This is a genomic window from Ruegeria sp. BI7, assembly GCF_056537925.1.
Window position 1 is genome coordinate 750,724 of sequence record NZ_JBQFSK010000001.1, and the last position, 20,286, is coordinate 771,009.

16 protein-coding genes are annotated in these 20,286 nt (G+C 57.6%); 4 read left to right on the forward strand and 12 right to left on the reverse strand.

Annotated elements, in window-relative coordinates:
* Positions 1-26 precede the first annotated feature (26 nt).
* Positions 27-2,444, reverse strand: coding sequence for a GcvT family protein (locus tag ACR0JB_RS03755; RefSeq protein WP_170393754.1), 2,418 nt, complete (start codon positions 2,442-2,444; stop codon positions 27-29).
* A 194-nt stretch (positions 2,445-2,638) separates the two neighbouring features.
* On the opposite strand from ACR0JB_RS03755, the gene ACR0JB_RS03760 reads away from it, so the two are divergent.
* Positions 2,639-4,207: an ABC transporter substrate-binding protein gene (locus ACR0JB_RS03760; RefSeq protein WP_170393756.1), complete on the forward strand. Its 1,569-nt coding sequence runs from the start codon at positions 2,639-2,641 to the stop codon at positions 4,205-4,207.
* Positions 4,208-4,262: 55 nt separating this feature from the next.
* On the opposite strand, the gene ACR0JB_RS03765 is transcribed toward ACR0JB_RS03760, so the two are convergent.
* The 4 genes from ACR0JB_RS03765 to ACR0JB_RS03780 form a co-directional block, all read right to left on the reverse strand.
* Entirely contained in the window at positions 4,263-5,570 is a 1,308-nt protein-coding gene (locus tag ACR0JB_RS03765; RefSeq protein WP_170358106.1) for an HlyC/CorC family transporter, read from the reverse strand.
* Between the two features lie 63 nt (positions 5,571-5,633).
* Positions 5,634-6,587, reverse strand: a complete 954-nt coding sequence (locus ACR0JB_RS03770) for a tyrosine recombinase (protein WP_480643717.1) — start codon at positions 6,585-6,587, stop codon at positions 5,634-5,636.
* A gap of 2 nt (positions 6,588-6,589) precedes the next feature.
* Positions 6,590-8,113 (reverse strand): hypothetical protein, encoded by a 1,524-nt coding sequence (locus ACR0JB_RS03775; protein WP_170505060.1) that lies wholly within the window; start codon positions 8,111-8,113, stop codon positions 6,590-6,592.
* Positions 8,103-8,252 (reverse strand): hypothetical protein, encoded by a 150-nt coding sequence (locus ACR0JB_RS03780; protein ID WP_170348465.1) that lies wholly within the window; start codon positions 8,250-8,252, stop codon positions 8,103-8,105. Before ACR0JB_RS03780 ends, ACR0JB_RS03775 begins: the two co-directional genes overlap by 11 nt.
* A gap of 79 nt (positions 8,253-8,331) precedes the next feature.
* Here ACR0JB_RS03780 and ACR0JB_RS03785 point away from each other — a divergent pair, with 79 nt between their 5' ends.
* Complete coding sequence (locus ACR0JB_RS03785) at positions 8,332-8,919, forward strand: shikimate kinase (RefSeq protein WP_170374987.1); 588 nt, start codon at positions 8,332-8,334, stop codon at positions 8,917-8,919.
* On the forward strand, positions 8,919-10,031 hold the full coding sequence (gene aroB, locus ACR0JB_RS03790; protein ID WP_170393758.1) for a 3-dehydroquinate synthase: 1,113 nt from the start codon (positions 8,919-8,921) through the stop codon (positions 10,029-10,031). The genes ACR0JB_RS03785 and aroB overlap by 1 nt, the downstream gene beginning before the upstream one ends.
* On the opposite strand, the gene ACR0JB_RS03795 is transcribed toward aroB, so the two are convergent.
* Together ACR0JB_RS03795 and ssb are read right to left on the reverse strand one after the other, a co-directional pair.
* Positions 10,032-11,102 carry a site-2 protease family protein gene (locus ACR0JB_RS03795; protein ID WP_170393760.1) on the reverse strand — a complete coding sequence of 357 codons (1,071 nt, stop codon included), beginning with the start codon at positions 11,100-11,102 and terminating at the stop codon, positions 10,032-10,034.
* Positions 11,103-11,120: 18 nt separating this feature from the next.
* A complete protein-coding gene (gene ssb, locus ACR0JB_RS03800) occupies positions 11,121-11,615 on the reverse strand; it encodes a single-stranded DNA-binding protein (RefSeq protein WP_170393762.1) in 495 nt (164 codons plus the stop codon).
* A gap of 206 nt (positions 11,616-11,821) precedes the next feature.
* On the opposite strand from ssb, the gene ACR0JB_RS03805 reads away from it, so the two are divergent.
* Positions 11,822-12,400 carry a lytic transglycosylase domain-containing protein gene (locus ACR0JB_RS03805; RefSeq protein ID WP_170348470.1) on the forward strand — a complete coding sequence of 193 codons (579 nt, stop codon included), beginning with the start codon at positions 11,822-11,824 and terminating at the stop codon, positions 12,398-12,400.
* Between the two features lie 127 nt (positions 12,401-12,527).
* Here ACR0JB_RS03805 and ACR0JB_RS03810 read toward each other — a convergent pair whose 3' ends face one another.
* The 5 genes from ACR0JB_RS03810 to miaA all read right to left on the reverse strand — a co-directional run bounded on the left by ACR0JB_RS03810 (position 12,528) and on the right by miaA (position 20,261).
* The gene (locus ACR0JB_RS03810) at positions 12,528-14,615 is read right to left on the reverse strand and encodes a dipeptide ABC transporter ATP-binding protein (protein ID WP_170393764.1); all 2,088 of its coding nucleotides are present in this window, start codon (positions 14,613-14,615) and stop codon (positions 12,528-12,530) included.
* Between the two features lie 97 nt (positions 14,616-14,712).
* A complete protein-coding gene (locus tag ACR0JB_RS03815) occupies positions 14,713-16,176 on the reverse strand; it encodes an ABC transporter permease (RefSeq protein WP_170348472.1) in 1,464 nt (487 codons plus the stop codon).
* Between the two features lie 13 nt (positions 16,177-16,189).
* Positions 16,190-17,236: an ABC transporter permease gene (locus tag ACR0JB_RS03820; RefSeq protein WP_170348473.1), complete on the reverse strand. Its 1,047-nt coding sequence runs from the start codon at positions 17,234-17,236 to the stop codon at positions 16,190-16,192.
* A gap of 136 nt (positions 17,237-17,372) precedes the next feature.
* Positions 17,373-19,043 carry an ABC transporter substrate-binding protein gene (locus ACR0JB_RS03825; RefSeq protein ID WP_170348474.1) on the reverse strand — a complete coding sequence of 557 codons (1,671 nt, stop codon included), beginning with the start codon at positions 19,041-19,043 and terminating at the stop codon, positions 17,373-17,375.
* A 312-nt stretch (positions 19,044-19,355) separates the two neighbouring features.
* Positions 19,356-20,261, reverse strand: coding sequence for a tRNA (adenosine(37)-N6)-dimethylallyltransferase MiaA (gene miaA, locus ACR0JB_RS03830; RefSeq protein WP_170393767.1), 906 nt, complete (start codon positions 20,259-20,261; stop codon positions 19,356-19,358).
* Positions 20,262-20,286 lie beyond the last annotated feature (25 nt).

A 20,286-nucleotide genomic window follows, 5' to 3' on the forward strand; every position in this document is an offset into this window, starting at 1 on the left:
CACCATGCCGCCGCAACAGGGCAGAGTCATCCCCGCATGCGCGCGCCATCTGCGTCAAATAGTGGTTCCGAGATCACCCTAGCCTTACACAGTTGACCAAGGATTTCGATTTCAACCTGCAGTCCGTCAGTCACCCGGTCCACGGGCAAGAACCCCATTGCAACCGATCTTTGGGCATGGTGCGAGTATCCGCCAGACGTGCAGAAGCCAACAACCTTACCGTCCAACCAGATCGGTTCATACGCATTCGCATCGGCGTCGTCGGCGTCCACCTCAAATGCCACCAATTTGCGCGCCGGGCCCTGCGATCGGTCTTGCTCGGCGGCGGTTCGGCCGATGAAATCGGCGTTTTTCGAGAAAGATATGAACCGATCCAGACCTGTTTCCGCGGCGGTATAGTCAGGTGAGAATTCCCTCATCCATGAGCCAAAGAACTTGTCCAGACGCAGGCTCATCATCGCGCGCATTCCAAACGGCACCATCCCGTGCGGTTGCCCAGCCTGCCATAGAACCCACCAGAGCTGTCTTTGTGCCATCTGATCGCAATAAATCTCGTACCCCAGATCGCCGGTATAGCTGACCCGCTGCACGATACAATCAGTCATGCCAACGGTCATATGCCGTACATCCAGAAAGCGAAGGTCAGAAATATCGTCCCGAGTGCAGGCGTCCAGGACTTGCTTTGCTTTTGGACCCGCGATCTGAAACCCGTTCAACCGGTCGCTGATGTTATCGATTTGTACGCCGTCCTGCTGATGTGTCAGGAACCAGCGCATGTGGAACGCCTGACTGCCGTATGACGCGGTCAGTTGAAATTCGCCTTCCGCCAGGCACGAAACGGTAAAGTCCCCGATCAGTTTACCCCTAGGTGATAGCATCGGGGTCAGAGACACCCGGCCAGGTTGTGGAATGCGCCCGGCCATAATCCGATCCAGCCACGCGCGGGCCGTAGGGCCGGTAATGCGGTACTTGCCGAAATTGTGGACCTCGTTGATGCCGACACTGTTGCGAACGGCGCGCACTTCGCGCCCAGTCGCGTCAAACGCGTCCGAGCGACGGAATGAGGGAGTTTCATAGCCCGGCTCGTCCCCTTGGGCGAAATAGTTCGGGACTTCCAATCCGTATTGCTGACCCCAGACAGCGCCCAGATCGCTGAAAATATCGTACATCGGGGTTGTTCGGTTCGGGCGCGCGGCGGGCAGTTCCTCATTCGGGTAGGCGACGCTGAAGCGTTTCTGATAATTCTCGATCACTTTCGGGCGGGTGTACCCGGGGCTGATCCAATCTCCGAACCGGGCCACGTCCATCGCAAAGACATCGCGTTCCGGTTCGCCCTCGATCATCCATTGCGCCAACGTCAGGCCAACTCCGCCACCTTGGCTGAATCCGGCCATCACGCCGCAGGCTGACCAGTAGTTGCGCATCCCCGGTACCGGCCCGACCAGAGGGTTCCCGTCCGGTGCAAAGGTAAACGGTCCGTGGATCACCGATTTCACCCCGGCTTCGGCCAGAACAGGAAAGCGACGATAGGCGAATTCGATACTGTCCGTGATTTTGTCATAGTCGTCTGGCAGCAGTTCATGCCCGAACTCCCACGGGGTGCCGTCGACAGCCCACGGCTTGCAGGGCTGTTCATAGAACCCGATGCACAGCCCGCGCCCTTCTTGCCGCAAATAGCTTTCGCCGGCAGGGTCCATGACATGCGGGTGTTCTCCGCCAGCGTCGATGATCGCTTCGATCTGCGGGATTGAATCTGTCACCAGATACTGATGTTCCATTGGGTGCAGCGGGAAGTAGACACCGGCCATCGCGCCAACCTCGCGCGCCCAGAGGCCACCGGCGTTGACTACATGTTCGGCGTGAATGGTGCCCTTATCGGTGACCACATCCCAGGTGCCGTCGGGGCGTTGGTTGGTCTCGCGCACCATGCAATGCGTTTCGATTATGGCCCCACCCATCCGAGCCGCCTTGGCATAAGCATGAGTGGTGCCCGATGGGTCCAGATGCCCGTCCAGTGGATCATACAGCGCACCGATGATGCCGTCTGTATTGGTGATGGGCGCGATCTTCTTGATCTCGTCCGGCCCGACGATCTCGGTCTCCAATCCCATGAACCGATGCTTGGCGCGCTCGGCCAGTAACATGTCGAACCGGTCCTGGTTGTCGGCTAAAGTCACGCCACCTACGTGGTGCAAACCGCAAGACATACCGGTGATCTCTTCCAGCTCTTTATACAGGCGGATTGTGTACCCCTGCAGCGCGGCCATGTTGGTGTCACCGTTCAACGTGTGGAACCCGCCTGCCGCGTGCCAGGTTGAGCCGCTGGTGAGATCTGAGCGTTCCAGCAGCATGACGTCGGACCAGCCCAGTTTGGTCAGGTGGTACAGCACGGAACAACCGACGACGCCACCGCCAATAACTGCTACGCGGGTTTCAAGTTTCATGAAGGCCTCCGTCAGTGTTTTTGCCAGTCTGATCAGTGGGGAACAGGATGCAATTCCGAATGCGACAAAACGTGTCGCCGCAGCAAATCGCATCTGCGGAAAACATCCGCTAAAGGGTGTCGCGGTTCTGTTACGGAATCGATCTACCAGGCGTCCGGGAAGGAACCTGTGTAACTACTCTACAAGGACATAAGATGAGCAAGTTTGATCCCCAACCCCAAGCGCTGAGCCGCCGTGAATTCATGGCCAAAGCTGCGGCACTTGGCCTGACAGCCACTGCTGCGAACCTGATCTGGGCCGAGGCCGGTCTGGCCGAGACGCCCCAAAAAGGCGGTCATTTCGTTTTGGGGCTGACGGGTGGTGAAAGCACCAACTCGCTGGACCCGGCGCTGTCGGCGTCGCATGTGACGGCCAAGGCGCTGCGGGCCTATGGCAACACACTGACCGTGGTCACTGCTGATGGTGGAATCGAGCCAAGCCTTGCCGAAAGCTGGGAAGCGAATGAGGACGGTAAGGTCTGGACTTTCCTGATCCGCAAAGGCGTCGAATTCCACAATGGCAAGACACTGACGCCTGAAGATGTACAGCAGACCCTAGCGCGCCACTCGAACGAAGATTCGCAGTCGGGTGCTTTGGGCATCATGCGCGGGATCGAGGATGTGCGGGTCGACGGTGACTATGTGGTGATCACGCTGACCACACCCAACGCAGACCTGCCGTATCTGATGTCGGATTATCATCTGGTCATGCAGCCGGGTGGCGGGATCGATAACCCCGGCGAGGGGGTTTCGACCGGTGCTTACAAGGTGACCGCAGATGAACCTGGAGTGCGCTATGCGTTCGAGAAGTTCGCCAACCACTGGGATGAAAGCGTTGGCCATTATGACAGCCACGAGATCCTTGTTCTGAACGATGACACTGCACGTTCGGCAGCATTGCAGGCCGGTCAGGTACACGCCATTAACGTGGTGCCACCGCGTACCGCTAAGCTGTTTGGCCGCGCGCCGGGTGTCACCATCAACGCGACCTCGGGCCGGGGGCATTACATCTTTGTCATGCACACCGACACCGCACCGTTTGACAACAAAGACCTGCGGCTGGCGCTGAAATACGCCATCAATCGCGAGGAGCTGGTCGACAAGGTTCTGCGCGGTTTTGGCTCGGTCGGGAACGATATTCCGATCAACGAAGCCTATCCGCTGTTCGATGCGTCGATGGAGCAGCGCCAATTCGATCTGGCCAAGGCAGCTGAGCATTACAAAGCGTCTGGTCATGACGGCTCACCCATCGTTCTGCATGTGTCTGACGCCGCGTTTGCCGGTGCACTTGACGCGGCGCAATTGTTCCAACTGTCGGCACAAGCAGCTGGTATCCCGCTTGAGATTCAGCGTGAGCCGGCGGACGGCTACTGGTCGGAAGTGTGGAACAACAAACCGTTCTGTGCATCCTACTGGGGTGGGCGTCCGGTGCAGGATCAGATGTGGTCGGTTGGCTATCTGTCGACCGCAGACTGGAACGACACCAACTTTAAGAACGAAGAGTTCGACGCGCTGGTATTGAAAGCCCGTGCCGAGTTGGACACCGCTAAACGCAAAGACATCTACGCCCAGATGGCGCGCATCGTCTGGGAAGAGGGCGGTCTGATTAACCCGATGTTCAATCAGTTCATCGACGGATACTCGGACAAGGTGACGGGTTGGTCGGCACATGCGAACGGTGACCTGATGGATGGCTATGTCGCTAGCCGTACCTGGTTCGCGTAACCCCGGAAATGAAACCGGCGCCCGATGGTGGGCGCCGATTTTTTCTTTAGCCGAGTTATAGCGGTCGGATTTTCAACTCGGTCACCCGGTTGCCGTCCTTCGCGGTGACTTCGAACCGAAACCCGTGGAATGAGAAGACCTGACCTACCACCGGGATCATCTGTGCCTCATGTATGACAAGCCCGGCGACTGTGTTCGCCTCATCATCCGGCAATGACCAGTCCATCGCGCGGTTCGCGTCGCGGATTGTCATTGCGCCTTCGACCAGAAACTGCCCGTCTTCGGTGCGGGTCACCGGAACGTCTTCTTCGATATCGAACTCGTCGGCGATTTCCCCCACGATTTCTTCCAGGATATCTTCCAGCGTGATCAAACCGCGCAATGATCCGTATTCGTCGACCACCAGTGCAAAATGGCTGTGCATCCGCAGGAATTCCCGCATTTGGTCGTCCAGCGTCGTGGTTTCCGGCACAAAGTAGGGGTCGTTTGCCACCTTGGAGATATCGAACTCCTTAAGTCGGTTGGTATCGCTTTCGCTGGCCCCCGCATGGGCGTACATGGCGCGAAACAAGTCTTTAGCGTGAACGACTCCCACAATGTTCTCCGGCTCATCCCGGAAAACGGGCAGACGGGTGTGCGGGCTTTTCAGACATTGTTGCAGAATGGCCTCGGGCGCGTCGTCGGCATCAATCATCTCGATATTTGAGCGATGAAGCATGATCTCTTCCACCGTGCGATCACCCAGATCCAGCGCGCCAAGGATGCGGTCGCGGTCTTCTTTTTCTACCACACCTTCGGAATGGCCCAGCTGCAGCGCGCCCGCGATTTCTTCGCGTACGGCAAGAATGTTGCTGTCCGGGTCGATCCGAACACCGAACAAACGCAAGACACCGCGCACCAGCAGGCGTACGGCTGCGACCATGGGCGAGAAAACCGTCACCACAATACTGATGATCGGCGCGACCAATGCTGCCGCTTTTTCCGCGTTGGTAATGGCATAGGTCTTGGGCAGAACTTCGGCGAAAACCAGTACCAGCAAAGTCATGACAAGCGTTGCCAGCGCCACTCCGCTTTCGCCAAACAACCGGGTGAACAAGGCCGTGGCCAGCGAGGCGGCAAGGATATTCACAAGGTTATTGCCCAGCAGGACCGAGCCGATCAGCCGTTCATTGTCATCGGTGATGTCCAGTGCCTTTTGCGCCCCGCGTGAGCCTTTGTCGGCCTGCGCCCGCAACTTGCCGCGTGACGATGCGGTCAATGCCGTTTCAGAACCCGAGAAAAAGCCCGACAGGACGAGCAAAAGCAGAATGGCGCCTGTGGTAAACCAGAATGCGCCGTCGATCAGAGAAGAAGAGGGTTCCATTGGTCCTTGGTTGTTGGTGTTGCTGCATCCGTTATGGGGGCGCGCCCCCTGCGGATCAAGGGGTTAGCCCTTGTTGTCGGGGTCTTTCGCCAGTGGGTGATGCTCTAACACCAGCTCGGCCAGACGTTCGTCGAGAACATGAGTGTAAATCTCGGTAGTCGCCACATCCGCGTGCCCCAGCAGGGTCTGGATCGACCGCAAATCGGCACCGTTGGCCAGTAGATGCGTCGCAAATGCGTGGCGCAGCGTGTGCGGCGTGACTTTTTCCGGTGACACGCCGCCCTGAACAGCCAATTCCTTGACCAGCAGAAAGAACATATGCCGAGTTAGATGCCCGGATTTGCCGCGTGAGGGGAACAGGAACTTGGATCGCTGGCCGCCATCGGCAACCACTTGATCCTCGGCGTCATCCCGCTCCATTAGCCAGACCGCCAGTGCGTCGCGTGCAGGCGGAGATAGGGGTACCATCCGCTCTTTTCCGCCTTTGCCCAGCACCAGCAACATGCGCGGATCGCCGCGTGCTGATGAAACGGGCAGCGAGACCAGTTCGGTCACCCGCATACCGGTGGCATAGAGAACTTCCATCAGGCAGGTATTCCGCACCCGGTCTGCCTTGGTGCGCCCGGTCTGGCGGGCGGCTTGCAGCAGCCGGTCCACCTCGGGCACGTCCAGCGTTTTGGGCAGGCGTTTTTGGCGTCCGGGCCCTTTGATCTGAATGGCGGGGTTGGTGTCGCGCCAGCCTTCCTCGAACGCGAAACGGTAGATTTGTTTGATCGCTGACAATCGTCGGGCACGGGTGGACTGCGCCAGACCTTGGGTGTCGCAGTCGATCAGATATGCCTCGATCTGATCCCGCTCTGCCTCGGCAAAGTTGGTTTTGCGGCGCTGCAGCCAGGCGGCGAAATCCTTTAGGTCGCGGCCATAGGCCAACAGGGTATTGTTGGCTGCCCCAAGCTCGGCCGCCTGCGCTTGCAGGAAGGAGGAAATCCAAAGCTCAGAAGTTGCCGGGGACGCCATGATCATGTGCCCTGCAGGATCAAAAGGTTCAGGGCCGCACGCCGCGCCGTATCCTCAAGGCCCACCTGGCGTAGGGTCGCAATGGCAGCCGTCAGATCGACCAGATTGCCCCTGGCGCCATGAGCAAACATTTCCATCGTTTCAAGAATAGCTTCGCCCAGCTGGTTGTTGTTCAGCATCGCCTGAATGTCCGATGGGATCGGCGCCGCCCAGGCAAAGCCTTGAGCCACCGCATCGGCCAAAGGTGAAGGGCTGCGCGCACGCCCCGGATCACCTTGCGCCAAAGCGGTAAGAAAAAGCGCATCTTCTGATTTGTCCGGCGGAGACTCGGCTGCGGTTTCATAGAGATCGGACAGCAGCAGGATACGCCACCGCAGGTTTTCGGCTTTGTCATCCGGCAGAGAGACTTGTGACAGGCGACCAGCAAATAAATCGGCGAAGGGAACCTCAAGCCCGACACTGCGCATCTGTTCCCACACAAGGGGCAATGCCATGGCGATGGCTTCGGGTTTACCAGTTTCCAGCGCGTTTTCGAATTTCTGAATGGCTGACACCCGGTCCCAGACCGCACCCGACGCCGCCGGGGCACGCTCGGTATACAAGCCCAATAGCTGGTTAGGGGTCAGCGCGCCAATCCGCGTCAGGCGTTCGGCCGCTTCGATCTGGGCTTTCCAGCCCGCCACATCGCGCAGGTCAGCGTTGGCAAAAGCCCGCGGCAGAGGGGCCGAGGGCAAACGTTCGCCAATCGCTTCAAACAATCGAAAAGTCAGCGGATCGGGATTGTCGGGCTGGGGAAGGTAATCGGCATCCTCAAACAGCTCGGGGCTCAGGAAGCGGTCCAGCACATCCAGATCCTCGGGGGGCAGGACTTGCAGCGCATGGGCCGCCTCAAGCGTTAGCGCGGCAGAGTTCCAATCGCCTCGGCGCGCCTTGCAAAAAATCTGGGCTGCATAATCCAGCGATAGGTGCGGTTGCGCGATGAGCGCTGTGCAGCTGCGATCCTCATCCCCGGTCAGAAGCGTTGCATCGAACCAACGCTGAAACCGCGCGCGGCTGTCGGTGGGTCCGGCCAGTTGCACCAGCGATTGCGTTGGATCGGCGGCACCCAGCTGCATCAAGCGGTCGAGGCGAGCTAACAAGAGGGTTTCCTCCGCACTCGGCCCGGCAGGGGCCCGCGCTTCGGACAATAGCAGAGTGAATAACAGCCGCTGCATTGCTGGGTTGTACTTAACAGGAACCCGAGCGATCAGCCGCGCCAACCGGTCGGGATCACTGTTCTGCCATAGGCTCACAGGCAGGCCCGTTACAGAGGACGACACCAACCCCAGCGGTTGCGACAGCGCCTCAAGCGGTGTGACTTCGACATCCGGCCGCACACCGGTCTGTGTCACGGGCGGTTCCAGCAAAACGGTTCCCGGCAGGTTTTCTGGCGGGTTGCTCAACCAATCAATGACAGAAAGAGGTTCCTGCTGCGCTTGCGCCGAACCGGCCAAACACAGTGCGAACACTGCGGCCTTATTCGACATTCAGGATTACCGGCTCTCGTATCTCGTCTTGCGGCGCCGAGAAATCCGCACCGAAAAACGGCCCAAGATAGGCATATGCCACCAGCCCGATAAAACCCAGGCAAATCAGATATAACAGGAACTTGATTAGACGGCCCATTGCTCAACGCTGCCCCAATTTTCTCTTTTGTCATAGTTATAGCTAGCATTTTTCCTAAGATCACGTCATTCACAGTGAAATGAGCGAAATTAAGCATAACACCCACAGCTCGGACACAGATGCGGGCTTTGCACTGCACAAAACGGTTGTACTTGTAGGCATGATGGGGGCTGGAAAGACGGCGGTGGGCCGTGCGCTGGCTGCGCGGCTGGGCGTTCCCTTTCTCGACAGCGACGCCGAGATCGAATCGGCAGCCAATATGACCATCCCCGAGATTTTCGAACGTGACGGAGAACCGTTTTTCCGCGCTAAGGAATCTCAGGTTATCGGACGTTTGCTGGATGAGGAAAAAGGCATCCTATCGACCGGTGGCGGCGCGTTTCTGGCGGAACAGAACCGCACAATGATCACGGAACGCGGGGTCTCGGTCTGGCTGCGGGCCGATCTCGAGGTTTTGTGGAATCGCGTCAAACACAAAGACACGCGCCCCTTGCTGCGTACCTCTGATCCTTATGCGACTTTGCGCGGCTTGTATGAACAGCGTGTCCCGGTTTATGCGAAAGCGGATTTGATCGCCGAGTCCGACGGCGAGACCTCGATCGAGAATATGGTGAACCGGGTGGTGGATGCGCTGGCAACACGCCCCGATGTTTTGGAACGGAAGTAATGCATCAAACCGTACATGTAGAGCTGGGCGAGCGCTCGTATGATGTAGAAATCGGCCCGGAATTGCTTGCTCAGGCCGGTACACGGATCGCGCCGTTGTTGCACCGGCCCAAAGTGGCGGTTGTGACGGACGAGAACGTGGGCGCACTGCATCTGGACGCTTTGCGTGACGGTTTAGCCCAAGCGGGGATCGAGATGACGTCGCTGACTTTGCCCGCTGGTGAGGCGACCAAAAGCTGGCCGCATTTCGAACGCACTGTAGAGTGGTTGCTGGCTGAGAAAATTGAACGCCGCGATGTCGTCGTTGCCTTTGGTGGCGGTGTGATTGGCGATCTGGTGGGGTTCGCTGCTGCGGCTTTGCGACGCGGAGTACGGTTTGTGCAAATCCCGACCTCGCTGCTGGCGCAGGTCGACAGTTCGGTGGGGGGCAAAACCGGGATCAACGCGCCGCAGGGCAAAAATTTGATCGGGGCATTCCATCAGCCGTCGCTGGTGCTGGCAGATACTTCGGTGTTGGGGTCGATGACCCAGCGCGATTTCCTTTCAGGCTATGGCGAGGTGGTGAAATACGGCCTGCTGGGAGACGCAGCGTTCTTTGAGTGGCTGGAAACCAAGGGAATGGCCGTTTCTGGTGGCGACATGGCCGCACGGGTGCGGGCCGTAACCCGTTCGGTGCAGATGAAGGCCGATATCGTGGCGCGGGATGAGACCGAGCAGGGCGACCGCGCGCTGCTGAACCTTGGCCATACCTTCTGTCACGCGCTTGAGGCTGCCACTGGTTATTCCGACCGTCTGCTGCATGGCGAGGGCGTCGCCATTGGCTGCGCGCTGGCGTTCGAGCTGTCGTCGCGCCTGGGTCTGTGTTCACAGGAAGACCCCAGCCGCGTGCGGGCACATTTGCGCGCTATGGGCATGAAAACCGATTTGAATGACATCCCCGGCGACCTGCCTGGGGCCGAAGCCTTGGTCGATCTAATGGCGCAGGACAAAAAGGTCATCGACGGTCAATTGCGGTTCATCCTGGCGCGTGGGATCGGCGAAGCTTTCGTGACATCGGACGTCCCGCGTGAGGCGGTGATATCCGTGCTGGAAGACGCCCTGGCGACGGCCTGATCAGCGCCCCCGGATCACCATCAGCTCACCAATGTTTTCCCGGGTGATATAGCCGACCATTTTACCAGTCTGCGTGCAGACGGCGATAGCCGGTGCGCCCATGTGGAGCGTTTCCAGAACCATCTCAAGCCCGCTGGTCAGTTGCACCCTTGGGATATTGGTTTCCATGACCGACGTGGCGAGGTCGGACCGCGGAGTTTCCCCGGCTAGGGCTGCAAAAAGACGACCGCGGGTGACAAACCCAAGCAATGCGCCGTCACCATCCAAAACGGGAAATTCGTGCTGAGTGGTGTGGATGACGGCCTGCGCTGCCGTCGCCAGCGTATCGGACGGGGACAGGGTGTGGAACTCAGTGATCATCGCATCACGCGCCAGAACCCGCCGCGCGACCGAACGCATGGCCACGTCCTGACTTTCGGAATTGGCGGCGACAAAAACGAAAACCGCAATCAGGACCAGAATGGCGTTGCCGGTACTCAGCCCCCAAAAGCCAAAGGCGACAGCCACGATCTGTCCTGCGATTGCCGCGATCCTTGTTGCCTTCACCCGATCCATTTTGAGACATAACAAGGCGCGGAACACCCGCCCGCCGTCCATTGGGAAAGCTGGTATCATATTGAAGGCGGCCAGCAGCAAATTCACATATGCCAGACGGTTCAACAAACCCGGAACAGTGGTGTCGATTTGCGCCATTGTCTCAAACGGCATCCCAGCCCCCAGCGCGACCAGAATGATCCAGATGACGATATTCACTGCCGGACCGGCAAGGGCCACCCATACCTCTTGCATCGGCTTTTCCGGCATTCGTTCCAGCCGCGCCAGACCGCCGATCGGCAGCAGGGTTATGTCAGGGGTTTTGATTCCGTATCGCCGTGCCATCAGCGCGTGGCCGAATTCATGCGCGACGACGCAGGCAAACAAGGCCAGCACAAAGATCAGGTTTTCGATGGCGTCTGGCAGTCCGCCGCGGGAATAGGCGGCGAAACCGACCCAAGCCAGCAGCAGGAAAAAGGTGACATGGACCTTCAACTCGGACCCCAGAAACCGGCCGAGTGAGAAGGACCATGTCATGATTTGCCTCCGTTACGCTTAGAACGGAATCTCGTCGTCGTCGATTCCACCAGATGCCGGGGCAGGGGCGCTGGACTGTGCGCCATAAGGATCGCCGTATCCGCCCCCGGCCTGACCGCCGCCGTAACCGCCCGATTGGCCGCCACCGCCGCCGCCTTCGCCGCGGCCATCCAACATCACAAGGGTAGAGCCAAAGCCCTGTAGAACAACCTCGGTCGAATACCGATCCTGTCCGGATTGATCCTGCCATTTGCGGGTCTGCAGTTGGCCTTCAAGATAAACCTTGGACCCTTTGCGCAGGTATTGCTCGGCCACGCGGACAAGCCCCTCGTTGAAGATCGCGACCGAGTGCCACTCGGTACGTTCGCGACGCTCACCTGTGTTGCGGTCTTTCCAGGTCTCGGATGTGGCGATGCGCAGATTGCAAACCTTGCCACCGTTCTGGAATGTCCGGACCTCGGGATCGCGGCCAAGATTTCCGACCAGAATGACCTTGTTGACTGAACCCGCCATGTATTTCCCCGTTCTGAATTGACGTATGCGCGCCGAATCTGGCGCAGTGTTTCCCAGCGACCCTATACGGCCTGCGTCTTGGTTGAAACACAGTTACTGCATGCAACACTGAGCAAGAAATTACTCAGGTTCGGTTAACCATGCTTTCATTATAAACTGAGATATCTATACTCCATAAGGTTCCTGACTAGGCGAGATTGGCTTTAATGCGTTTTCTGGTTGGTTGTTTTGTTGGTTTATGTGTTGCTCTGGTCTCGGTTCCGGTGGCCGCACAAACGTTGTCGACCAAAAGCCGGAAGGACATTTTCCTTAAACAATCTAAGATTTTGGACACGCGCGCCGCAACCCAATATCGGGATTCCGAGCGGCTTAAACCCAAGACGGCTCAGCCGAAGTTCAACAAACGCTATACCGGGAAGTATCGCGGTCAGTATATGACACTGGCGCGTCAGGCGGCACGCAAACATAACGTCCCGGAAGAGCTTTTCCTGCGCTTGGTTCAACAAGAAAGCGGTTGGAATCCACGTGCAGTATCACACAAAGGCGCTTTGGGACTGGCACAGCTGATGCCCGGTACGGCGCAGCTTTTGGGTGTGAATCCGCATGATCCACAGCAAAATCTGGAAGGTGGCGCGCGGTATCTATCCTGGCAATACCGCAAGTTCAAATCGTGGCGTCTGGCGCTGGCGGCCTACAATGCCGGACCTCAGGCGGTTGAGAAACACGGCGGCGTACCACCTTACAAGGAAACCCAGAACTACGTGAAGGTTATCTGGGGCGGTTGAGCAAAATTCGATGCTTAGGTCTCTTTTGACCAGGTACATTTAGCTAAAATGCTTATGAGAAAATTTGTTCAAGTAATGCCAAAGGGCGCCGATCAGAAACCGACGCCCTTTGCACCAATTTTGAAGCCTATTCCGCGGCGATTTTGATGACCGGTTCCATACGGGCCAGAATATCGTCGGCCAGATGACATTTCACCTGATGACCATCGGCCAGAGTTTTCACTGGCGGTACGTCGCGTTCACACAACCCGCCCGGAACTTCGGATTTCCAACGGCACCGGGTCTGGAACGGGCAACCCGGCGGTGGATTCATAGCTGACGGAATATCGCCCTCAAGCACGATGTGCTGCTTCTCGATCGACGTATCCGCAATGGGAACAGCGCTCAGCAGGGCTTCGGTATAGGGGTGGTAGGGCGGCGCAAAGACCTGATCGGTGGTGCCCAGTTCGACCACATGACCCAGATACATCACCATCACCCGGTCGCTGAGGTAACGCACAATGGACAGGTCGTGGCTGATGAACAGCAGCGTGGTCTTGTGCTCGCGCTGAATCTCCATCAGCAGATCAGTCACCGCCGCCTGAACGGACACATCCAGGGCCGAGACGGGCTCATCCGCCACCACAATGCGCGCGTCCCCTGCAAAGGCGCGGGCGATACCGACGCGTTGCTTTTGTCCGCCTGACAACTGGCGTGGCATCCGATCCGCAAAGGCGCGGGGTAGCTTCACCAGATCAAGCAGTTCCAACATACGTTGCTTACGTTCGGATTCAGAATTGCCGACGCCAAAGATTTCCAACGCGCGAATGATCTGACGGCCCACAGTCATCGATGGGTTCAGCGTATCGAACGGGTTCTGGAACACCATCTGAACCTCGCCCACGGTCTTGGTGTCGCGTTCCTCAATCGGGACAGCCTCGATGTTGCGGTTGTCCAGCAGGATCTGACCGTCGGTGGCGGTTTCCAGCCCCATCAGTACCTTCGCGAACGTGGATTTGCCGCAACCGGATTCACCCACAATGGCCAGTGTTTCGGATTCATGAGCCTCAAAACTTAACGTTTCATTGGCCTTTACAACCTTGGTCTCTCCCCCCCCGAACAGGGCATTTGCGGCCACCTCATAGTATTTCTTGAGATTGTCCATCTTCAGAATTGTGCGCCCGATTTCGCCCTTTTCCTTCTGTTCAGCCATGGTGATCGGTGCGTTCCAATCGATTTCCTGGAACTTCAGACAGCGCGTGTGGTGCCGATCATTGCCCGGTACCGGCTCCATCAGAATGTTTTGCGTGTCGCAACGGCCTTCCTCAAAATAGTCGCAGCGCGGACCAAAGTTACAGCCCGACGGGCGTTCATGCGGCAGAGGGAAGTTCCCCGGAATGGCCACCAGCGGGCGTGCGTTCTTGTCAGCGCCCGGCAAGGGGATCGAGCGGAACAGCGCCTGCGTGTAAGGATGCTGCATCTCGTCGAACACATCATGAATCGAGCCACGCTCGACCGCTTCACCCGAATACATCACGCACAGCCGGTCACAGGTCTCAAGCACTAGACCCAGGTTGTGCGAGATGAAAAGCATCGAGGTGCCGTATTTCTTTCCTAGATCCTTGACCAACTCTACCACGGCGGCCTCAACCGTCACATCCAACGCGGTGGTTGGTTCGTCCAGGATCAGCAGCGCTGGTTTTGACATCAACGCCATGGCGATGACGATCCGCTGCTGTTGACCACCCGACAACTGATGGGGGAAGGAATTCAGCATACGCTCGGGGTCGGGCAGGCGTACATCGGTGACTACCTCAAGCGCGCGCGCATAGGCCTCTTCCGCGCCGACGCCTTCGTGGATCATGGGCACTTCCATCAACTGTTTGCCGATCTTCATCGCCGGGTTCAGCGAGGCCATCGGCTCCTGATAGATCATCGCGATTTCATTGCCACGAATGTCACGCAACTCGTCCGAGGTCATCTCGGACAGATCACGCCCCTTGAACTTGATGGTGCCGCCGACGATCCGACCGTTTTTGCCCAAGTCCTGCATGACACCCAGTGCCACTGTGGATTTGCCGCAGCCTGACTCACCAACCAATCCTACAGCTTCACCCGGTTGCACACTGACCGAGAAATCCATCACGGCCGGAATTTCCCGCAGACGGGTAAAGAAGGAAATCGACAGCTTGTCGATCTCGAGGATCGGGCCGTCATATTCCGCCAGTTTGTTCATCGTTTCCTACTCCCTGATGAAATTGATCAAGCGACCATTTTCATCTTTTCGAAAATACTTCTGGGGTCCGGGGGCAGGGCCCCCGGCCTCGATCACATCAGTCCTTCAGACTTTCCTCACGCAGGCCGTCCGCCAGCAGGTTCAATCCAAGAACCAGTGACAACAGGGCCAGCGCAGGCGGAAGGGCAGGGTGCAGATAGATCGACAACAGCTTGCGCCCCTCGTTGATCGTCGAACCCCAGTCTGGGCTTTCCGGTGGCAGCCCCAGTCCGAAGAAACCTAAGGTTCCTAGAAGGATGGTGGTGTAGCCAATCCGCAGGCAGAAATCGACGATCAGCGGACCGCGCGCGTTTGGCAGAATTTCCCACAGCATGATGTACCATGGACCTTCTCCACGGGTTTGCGCCGCCGCCACATAATCTCGCGTCTTTATGTCCAACGCCAAACCACGCACGATGCGGAACACGGTGGGTGAATTCACGAACACAACGGATACGAACACCACCAGGATGCCGCCAGGAATATCGAACAGGTCCAGATAAGTCGGCAGTCCCCAGATGCGATAGCTATCGGTATTGATGATGTAACCACCGGTCGAGATCAGCGACAGGTAGAACCAGATCGCAACGCCCAAAACCCCGATCAGCAGCGGTGTGCGGAAATTCGGTCGCGTGTAATAGCGTGAATTCAGCAGAACGCCTATGAATAGGATCGGAAAGACGAACAACACAGCAGCCATATAGTTCGGCACGCCCGTCGCTACGATTTCCGGTGTCACCAGCAGGTAGAACAGCAAGATCACCGGGAAGGCCAGGATAAGATTGGCCAGGAAGGACAGGAACGTATCCAACCGACCGCCATAGTAACCCGCGGGCAGACCCAGAGTGATCCCGACCATAAAGGCAAACAACGTTGCCAGCGGCGCAATCTGCACCACGATCCAGGCACCTTTGACCATGCGGCTGAAGACGTCGCGGGCAAGGTTGTCACCCCCCAACAGATACCAGGTGTATTCCCCCTCTTCCGGGCTGGGCAGAGGTGTTCCGGGAACTTTGTTTTTCATTCCAGAAATCTGTGACAGCGGGTCATGGGTAACGATCAGGTCCAATGCCCCAAAGATTCCGGTGAAAACCCAGAACATCACAAGGCCGAAGCCGATCATGCCGATGGGGCTGTCGAACAGTTTGCCATAAAGGCCCAGACGTCGCTTAAACGCGATCGACATGGCGTACAGGATGATCAGCGACAGCCAGACAGGTAGAAACTGCTGTGAGATCGCACCGATGATCCCCGCGCTGGTACCCAACACGATGCCCAGCACGATATAGGCCACGGCAAGCGCGACACAGGCAGCAAAGCTGTAGCGCAGCGCCTTTTGCGTCAACCCACGCATGCCCGATCCTGAGCTGAGCGTGCCGTCCAGATTCACACTCATCGGCGCCTCGGGCAGTACGATACTGCCAACTATCCAAGTCACGATGGAGACCAGAAGGGCTGCGATTGCGATCATCAGCAGCGGGTTCAGGAAGGCGATAGAGCCGGTCCAGGTAAGTGGTTCCATGTTCTAACCCTCCTTAAGAAATGCGAATGCGCGGGTTGAGGTAGACATAGCCGATATCCGAGATCAGCTGGGTCAACAGCACCACAAAGACCGACACCACGGAAATCGCTAGCAATAGCTGGATGTCGTTGTTGCCCGCCGCCTGCACCAGCGCCCAACCGAAGCCCTTGTAGTTGAACAGCGTCTCAACAATCACCACGCCGTTCAGCAGCCATGGGAACTGCAGCATAATGACGGTAAAGGGCGCGATCAGCGCATTGCGCAGCGCGTGTTTCATGACGATGTTGGGGAAGGATACGCCTTTCAGCCGTGCGGTGCGGATGTACTGCGCTGTCATCACCTCGGTCATCGAGGCGCGGGTCATTCGGGCGATATAACCCATACCATACAACGCAATGGTCAGTACCGGCAGGAAAAAGTTCTCGAAGGTCGGATTGTCCATCGCCTGCGTTGCAGTGCCTTTGAACCATTTCAGACCAACGGTGGATGAGGTGAAGATGGCAATGAAGATCACGCCCGACACATATTCTGGCGTCGCCGTCGTTATGATTGAGAACGTAGACAGAGACCGATCCAGCGCTGAGCCTTCGCGCATCCCGGCCAGTACGCCCACCAACAGGGCTGAGGGGACCATCAGGATCAAAACCCACATCATCAAGTAGCCGGTATTGCCCAATCGCTTGGCGACAATGGTGCCGACCTCATCCTTGAAAACAGTGGAATAGCCCCAGTCCCCCTGAAGGATGCCGCAAAACCGGGGCGTGGTTTCCTCAGTCAATCCGGGTCGGGTGCAGGTGCCCACGAATGTGCCGTCATCCAGAGTTTTGGAAAACCCCGGTGCCACGCCCAGCCATTGGCCATATTTGACCAACGTGGGTTGCAGGTAGCCACGATTACCCAGCCAGGCCTCGACCTGTTCGTCGGACATCCGTTGGTTGCCCTGGGTTTTGGCCAGCTTTTCCAAGTTTGGGTATAGGTTGGTCAGAAAGAAGACCACGAACGTCAGGCACAATGCTGTCAACAGCATGACGCCAAACCGTCGGAGGATGAATAGTCCCATGATGGCCCCTGTTTTTCGGGTGTTCCGCAGATCTTTGGACCATTTTCTGGCCTCGGACTTCCGACTTGACGCCGGGTTGTCTGCGGCTGGAAAGGGGCGCCTGGATCAGGCGCCCCCGTTGATTGTCTGACAGGTTTTAGGCCGACCAGCCCCACTTGTAGTGGTGATGTTCGAAAGCGATATGCATATCGGTTCCGACCAGACCATCTTTCATATGGCGATACAGCGCGCGCCAGTAGGGTTGAATGGTCACGCCTTCTTCCTGAATCAGCGCCTCGCCTTTGGCGACCACTTCGCGCCGTTTGTCGGCGTCGGCAATGGCCAGGGCTTCGGTCAGGATGGCGTCGAATTCGGAGTTGGCCCAACCGAACTCGTTCCAAGCTTCACCGGATTTATACGCCAATGCCCAGATCTGTACGCCCAGAGGGCGGTGGTTCCAGTTGGTTGAACTGTAGGGGTATTTCGTCCAGTCGTTCCAGAAGGTGTTCCCCGGCAGAACCGTGCGTTTTACATTGATGCCCGCGTCCCGCAGCTGCGCGGCAACAGCGTCGGTTGTGTTACGGCGCCAGTCGTCGTCAATCGACAGCAGTTCGTGCTCGAAATCAGCCATGCCAGCTTCTTCCATGAGCTTTTTCGCCCCAGCCGGATCGACCGTTTGCTTGGGCAGTTCTGCATAGTCCGGATGGATAGGCCCGACATGGTGGTTTTCAGCCAGCGTGCCGCGGCCGCCATAGCCCAATTCAAGCAGAACGCTGTTGTCCACCGCCATTTGCAGAGCTTTGCGCACGCGTTTGTCGGCATAAACCTGTTTGCCGTCAACTTCGGCCAGCTGATTGGGACGGATCACGAGGGTTCCCATGGTGATCACTTCGGATTTCTCATAGCCGAGGCCGTCCATCACATCGATGAATTCACCCACGGATTCGTGCAGCATATCGACTTCGTCCGATTCCAGGGCTGCCAGCCATGCCGACGGATCGGTGCCGTAGTCGATATATTCGATACGATCCAATGTCGCGGGACCAAACACTTCTTCACCCCACCAGGTGTGGTCAGGTGCGCGCACCAATGTGCATTTGACCCCGACTTCCAGCTCTTCAAGGATGTAGGGACCGGTTCCGACGTTGTTGAGTAGGTCGTTTTCATTGAACGAACTATGCACGATGGCCGACGGATAGTCGGACATGCCGGCAATCAATGAAATATCCGAGCTTGGCAGGTTCAGTTTCACCGTCGTCGGATCAACAACTTCGATCGAGCCTTCGATAGCCTGGCCGGTGTCCGCGTCGATCAGTGTCGCAAAGCGACCTGCCATCGAATTGGTTTCCGAGCTTTTGTCACACCAACGCGCAATATTGCGTGCCACGTCATCTGCAGTGAAATCATCGCCGTTGGTCCACTTCACACCCGGGCGCAGTTTCAGTGTGTAGACAGTGGCGTCATCATTGATTTCCCAACCTTCCAGCAACATTCCGCGGAATGTACCGTCCGAGTTGTATTCGACCAGGTATTCCATTGTGCCGCGGGTTTGGTTGCCCATTTCCGACCAGTCATACGTGCGTGGGTCTTTCAGGGCACGAACGCTCATCTGGACGCGCAGGGTGCCGCCTTCTTGTCTGGTATCTTCGCCCTCGGCGCGGACAGGGGCTGCCAAGCCAATCATGCCGTAAGCACCTACAGCAGTAACACCCAGACCCGTGGCGCGGGTCAGAAACTCGCGCCGGCTTAATTTGCCGTCCCGATATTCCTGAGCATGCATCTCTGCCGCCCAGTGAATCGGTGCTCCGGTAAAGGTTTGCTTATTCATCGATGTCTCTCCCTGTGACATGTTCTTTTTATTGAAGAAGGTTGGAACCGTTCAGACCATATTGAGGCGAACAGCAGGTTCTCGGAATACTCGTTGGATTTTCATCATCCCCATGGGGCTATTCCGCCCTAGAATTCAAATGAGGTCAATGTTCGAAATCGACGTAGATGGCACAAAAACGACATGGCTGGGAGTGTTTGCTGTTGTCTCGGGCCCGCAGCGTCTTATTTCAAGCGATGTATACAGTCGTGAACCGAAACAATTGGCGTTTTTGGGAATCGCTGGAAAGGACTCTCGGCGATGAAGTTTGAACTACGGCTTGTATCGTTTTGAGAAATCTATCTGATTCCAATTCTTCATCCGTGCGCGAAACCAGGTGCGCTGACGTTTGGCGAATCGGCGGGTGGCAATCGTTGCATGCTCTTTGGCGGCGTCCAGCGTAAGATGACCCTCAAGATAGGCCAGCAATTCGGGAACGCCGATGGCTTTGAAGGCGGGCAACGTCGGATCATAGAGGTCTCGCATCGCTTCGACCTCTTGCAGCGCGCCAGAGTCCAGCATCAGATCGAACCGCCGGGTGATGCGATCAAGAAGCCATTGTTTATCCACGTCAAAAACGATCGGAACCGTGTCAATCAAATTCAGAACGGGCGGCGGTGTCTCAGCCTGCCAGTCGCTCAGGCTTCGTCCGGTAGCCCGCTGCACCTCCCAAGCTCGCTGAACACGGGCGCGGTTCTGCGTGTCGATCCGTTCCTGTGTCCGCGTATCGACACCAGCAATTAATGCGGTCAGGTCCAGTTGATCTGCCTCGGCTCGGATTTCCAGCGGCGTGGCGGGGATGTCGGCCATCCCTTCGGTTAACGCCGAGAAATACAAGCCGGTGCCGCCCACGATGATCGGGCGCTGCCCCCCGGTCAGCAGTGGCGTTACCTCGCGCAGCCAATGACCCGTCGAATACTCCTGATCATACGCGATGTGGCCGTAAAGCAGATGCGGCGCGCGGGCCTCTTCTTCGATCGAAGGGCGGGCCGAAATTACACGCCAGCAGTCATAGACTTGGCTCGCATCCGCATTGACGATCACGCCGCCGAACGTCTCGGCAATCTGCAGGGCCAGGGCCGATTTGCCCGAGGCGGTCGGCCCCGCAATCAACACCGGTTTGTCGTCGGGGATGGGGGGCAGGCGGTCCCAAATCTGCGATCTGTCGTTATTGTCCATTCGGGCTGCCTCAATCGTCACCAAT

Bases quoted from the DNA above. Each gene is read 5' to 3' on its own strand.
- ACR0JB_RS03755 (WP_170393754.1), bottom strand. From the start codon at position 2,444: ATGAAACTTGAAACCCGCGTAGCAGTTATTGGCGGTGGCGTCGTCGGT.
- ACR0JB_RS03760 (WP_170393756.1), top strand. From the start codon at position 2,639: ATGAGCAAGTTTGATCCCCAACCCCAAGCGCTGAGCCGCCGTGAATTC.
- ACR0JB_RS03765 (WP_170358106.1), bottom strand. From the start codon at position 5,570: ATGGAACCCTCTTCTTCTCTGATCGACGGCGCATTCTGGTTTACCACA.
- ACR0JB_RS03770 (WP_480643717.1), bottom strand. From the start codon at position 6,587: ATGGCGTCCCCGGCAACTTCTGAGCTTTGGATTTCCTCCTTCCTGCAA.
- ACR0JB_RS03775 (WP_170505060.1), bottom strand. From the start codon at position 8,113: ATGTCGAATAAGGCCGCAGTGTTCGCACTGTGTTTGGCCGGTTCGGCG.
- ACR0JB_RS03780 (WP_170348465.1), bottom strand. From the start codon at position 8,252: ATGGGCCGTCTAATCAAGTTCCTGTTATATCTGATTTGCCTGGGTTTT.
- ACR0JB_RS03785 (WP_170374987.1), top strand. From the start codon at position 8,332: ATGAGCGAAATTAAGCATAACACCCACAGCTCGGACACAGATGCGGGC.
- aroB (WP_170393758.1), top strand. From the start codon at position 8,919: ATGCATCAAACCGTACATGTAGAGCTGGGCGAGCGCTCGTATGATGTA.
- ACR0JB_RS03795 (WP_170393760.1), bottom strand. From the start codon at position 11,102: ATGACATGGTCCTTCTCACTCGGCCGGTTTCTGGGGTCCGAGTTGAAG.
- ssb (WP_170393762.1), bottom strand. From the start codon at position 11,615: ATGGCGGGTTCAGTCAACAAGGTCATTCTGGTCGGAAATCTTGGCCGC.
- ACR0JB_RS03805 (WP_170348470.1), top strand. From the start codon at position 11,822: ATGCGTTTTCTGGTTGGTTGTTTTGTTGGTTTATGTGTTGCTCTGGTC.
- ACR0JB_RS03810 (WP_170393764.1), bottom strand. From the start codon at position 14,615: ATGAACAAACTGGCGGAATATGACGGCCCGATCCTCGAGATCGACAAG.
- ACR0JB_RS03815 (WP_170348472.1), bottom strand. From the start codon at position 16,176: ATGGAACCACTTACCTGGACCGGCTCTATCGCCTTCCTGAACCCGCTG.
- ACR0JB_RS03820 (WP_170348473.1), bottom strand. From the start codon at position 17,236: ATGGGACTATTCATCCTCCGACGGTTTGGCGTCATGCTGTTGACAGCA.
- ACR0JB_RS03825 (WP_170348474.1), bottom strand. From the start codon at position 19,043: ATGAATAAGCAAACCTTTACCGGAGCACCGATTCACTGGGCGGCAGAG.
- miaA (WP_170393767.1), bottom strand. From the start codon at position 20,261: ATGGACAATAACGACAGATCGCAGATTTGGGACCGCCTGCCCCCCATC.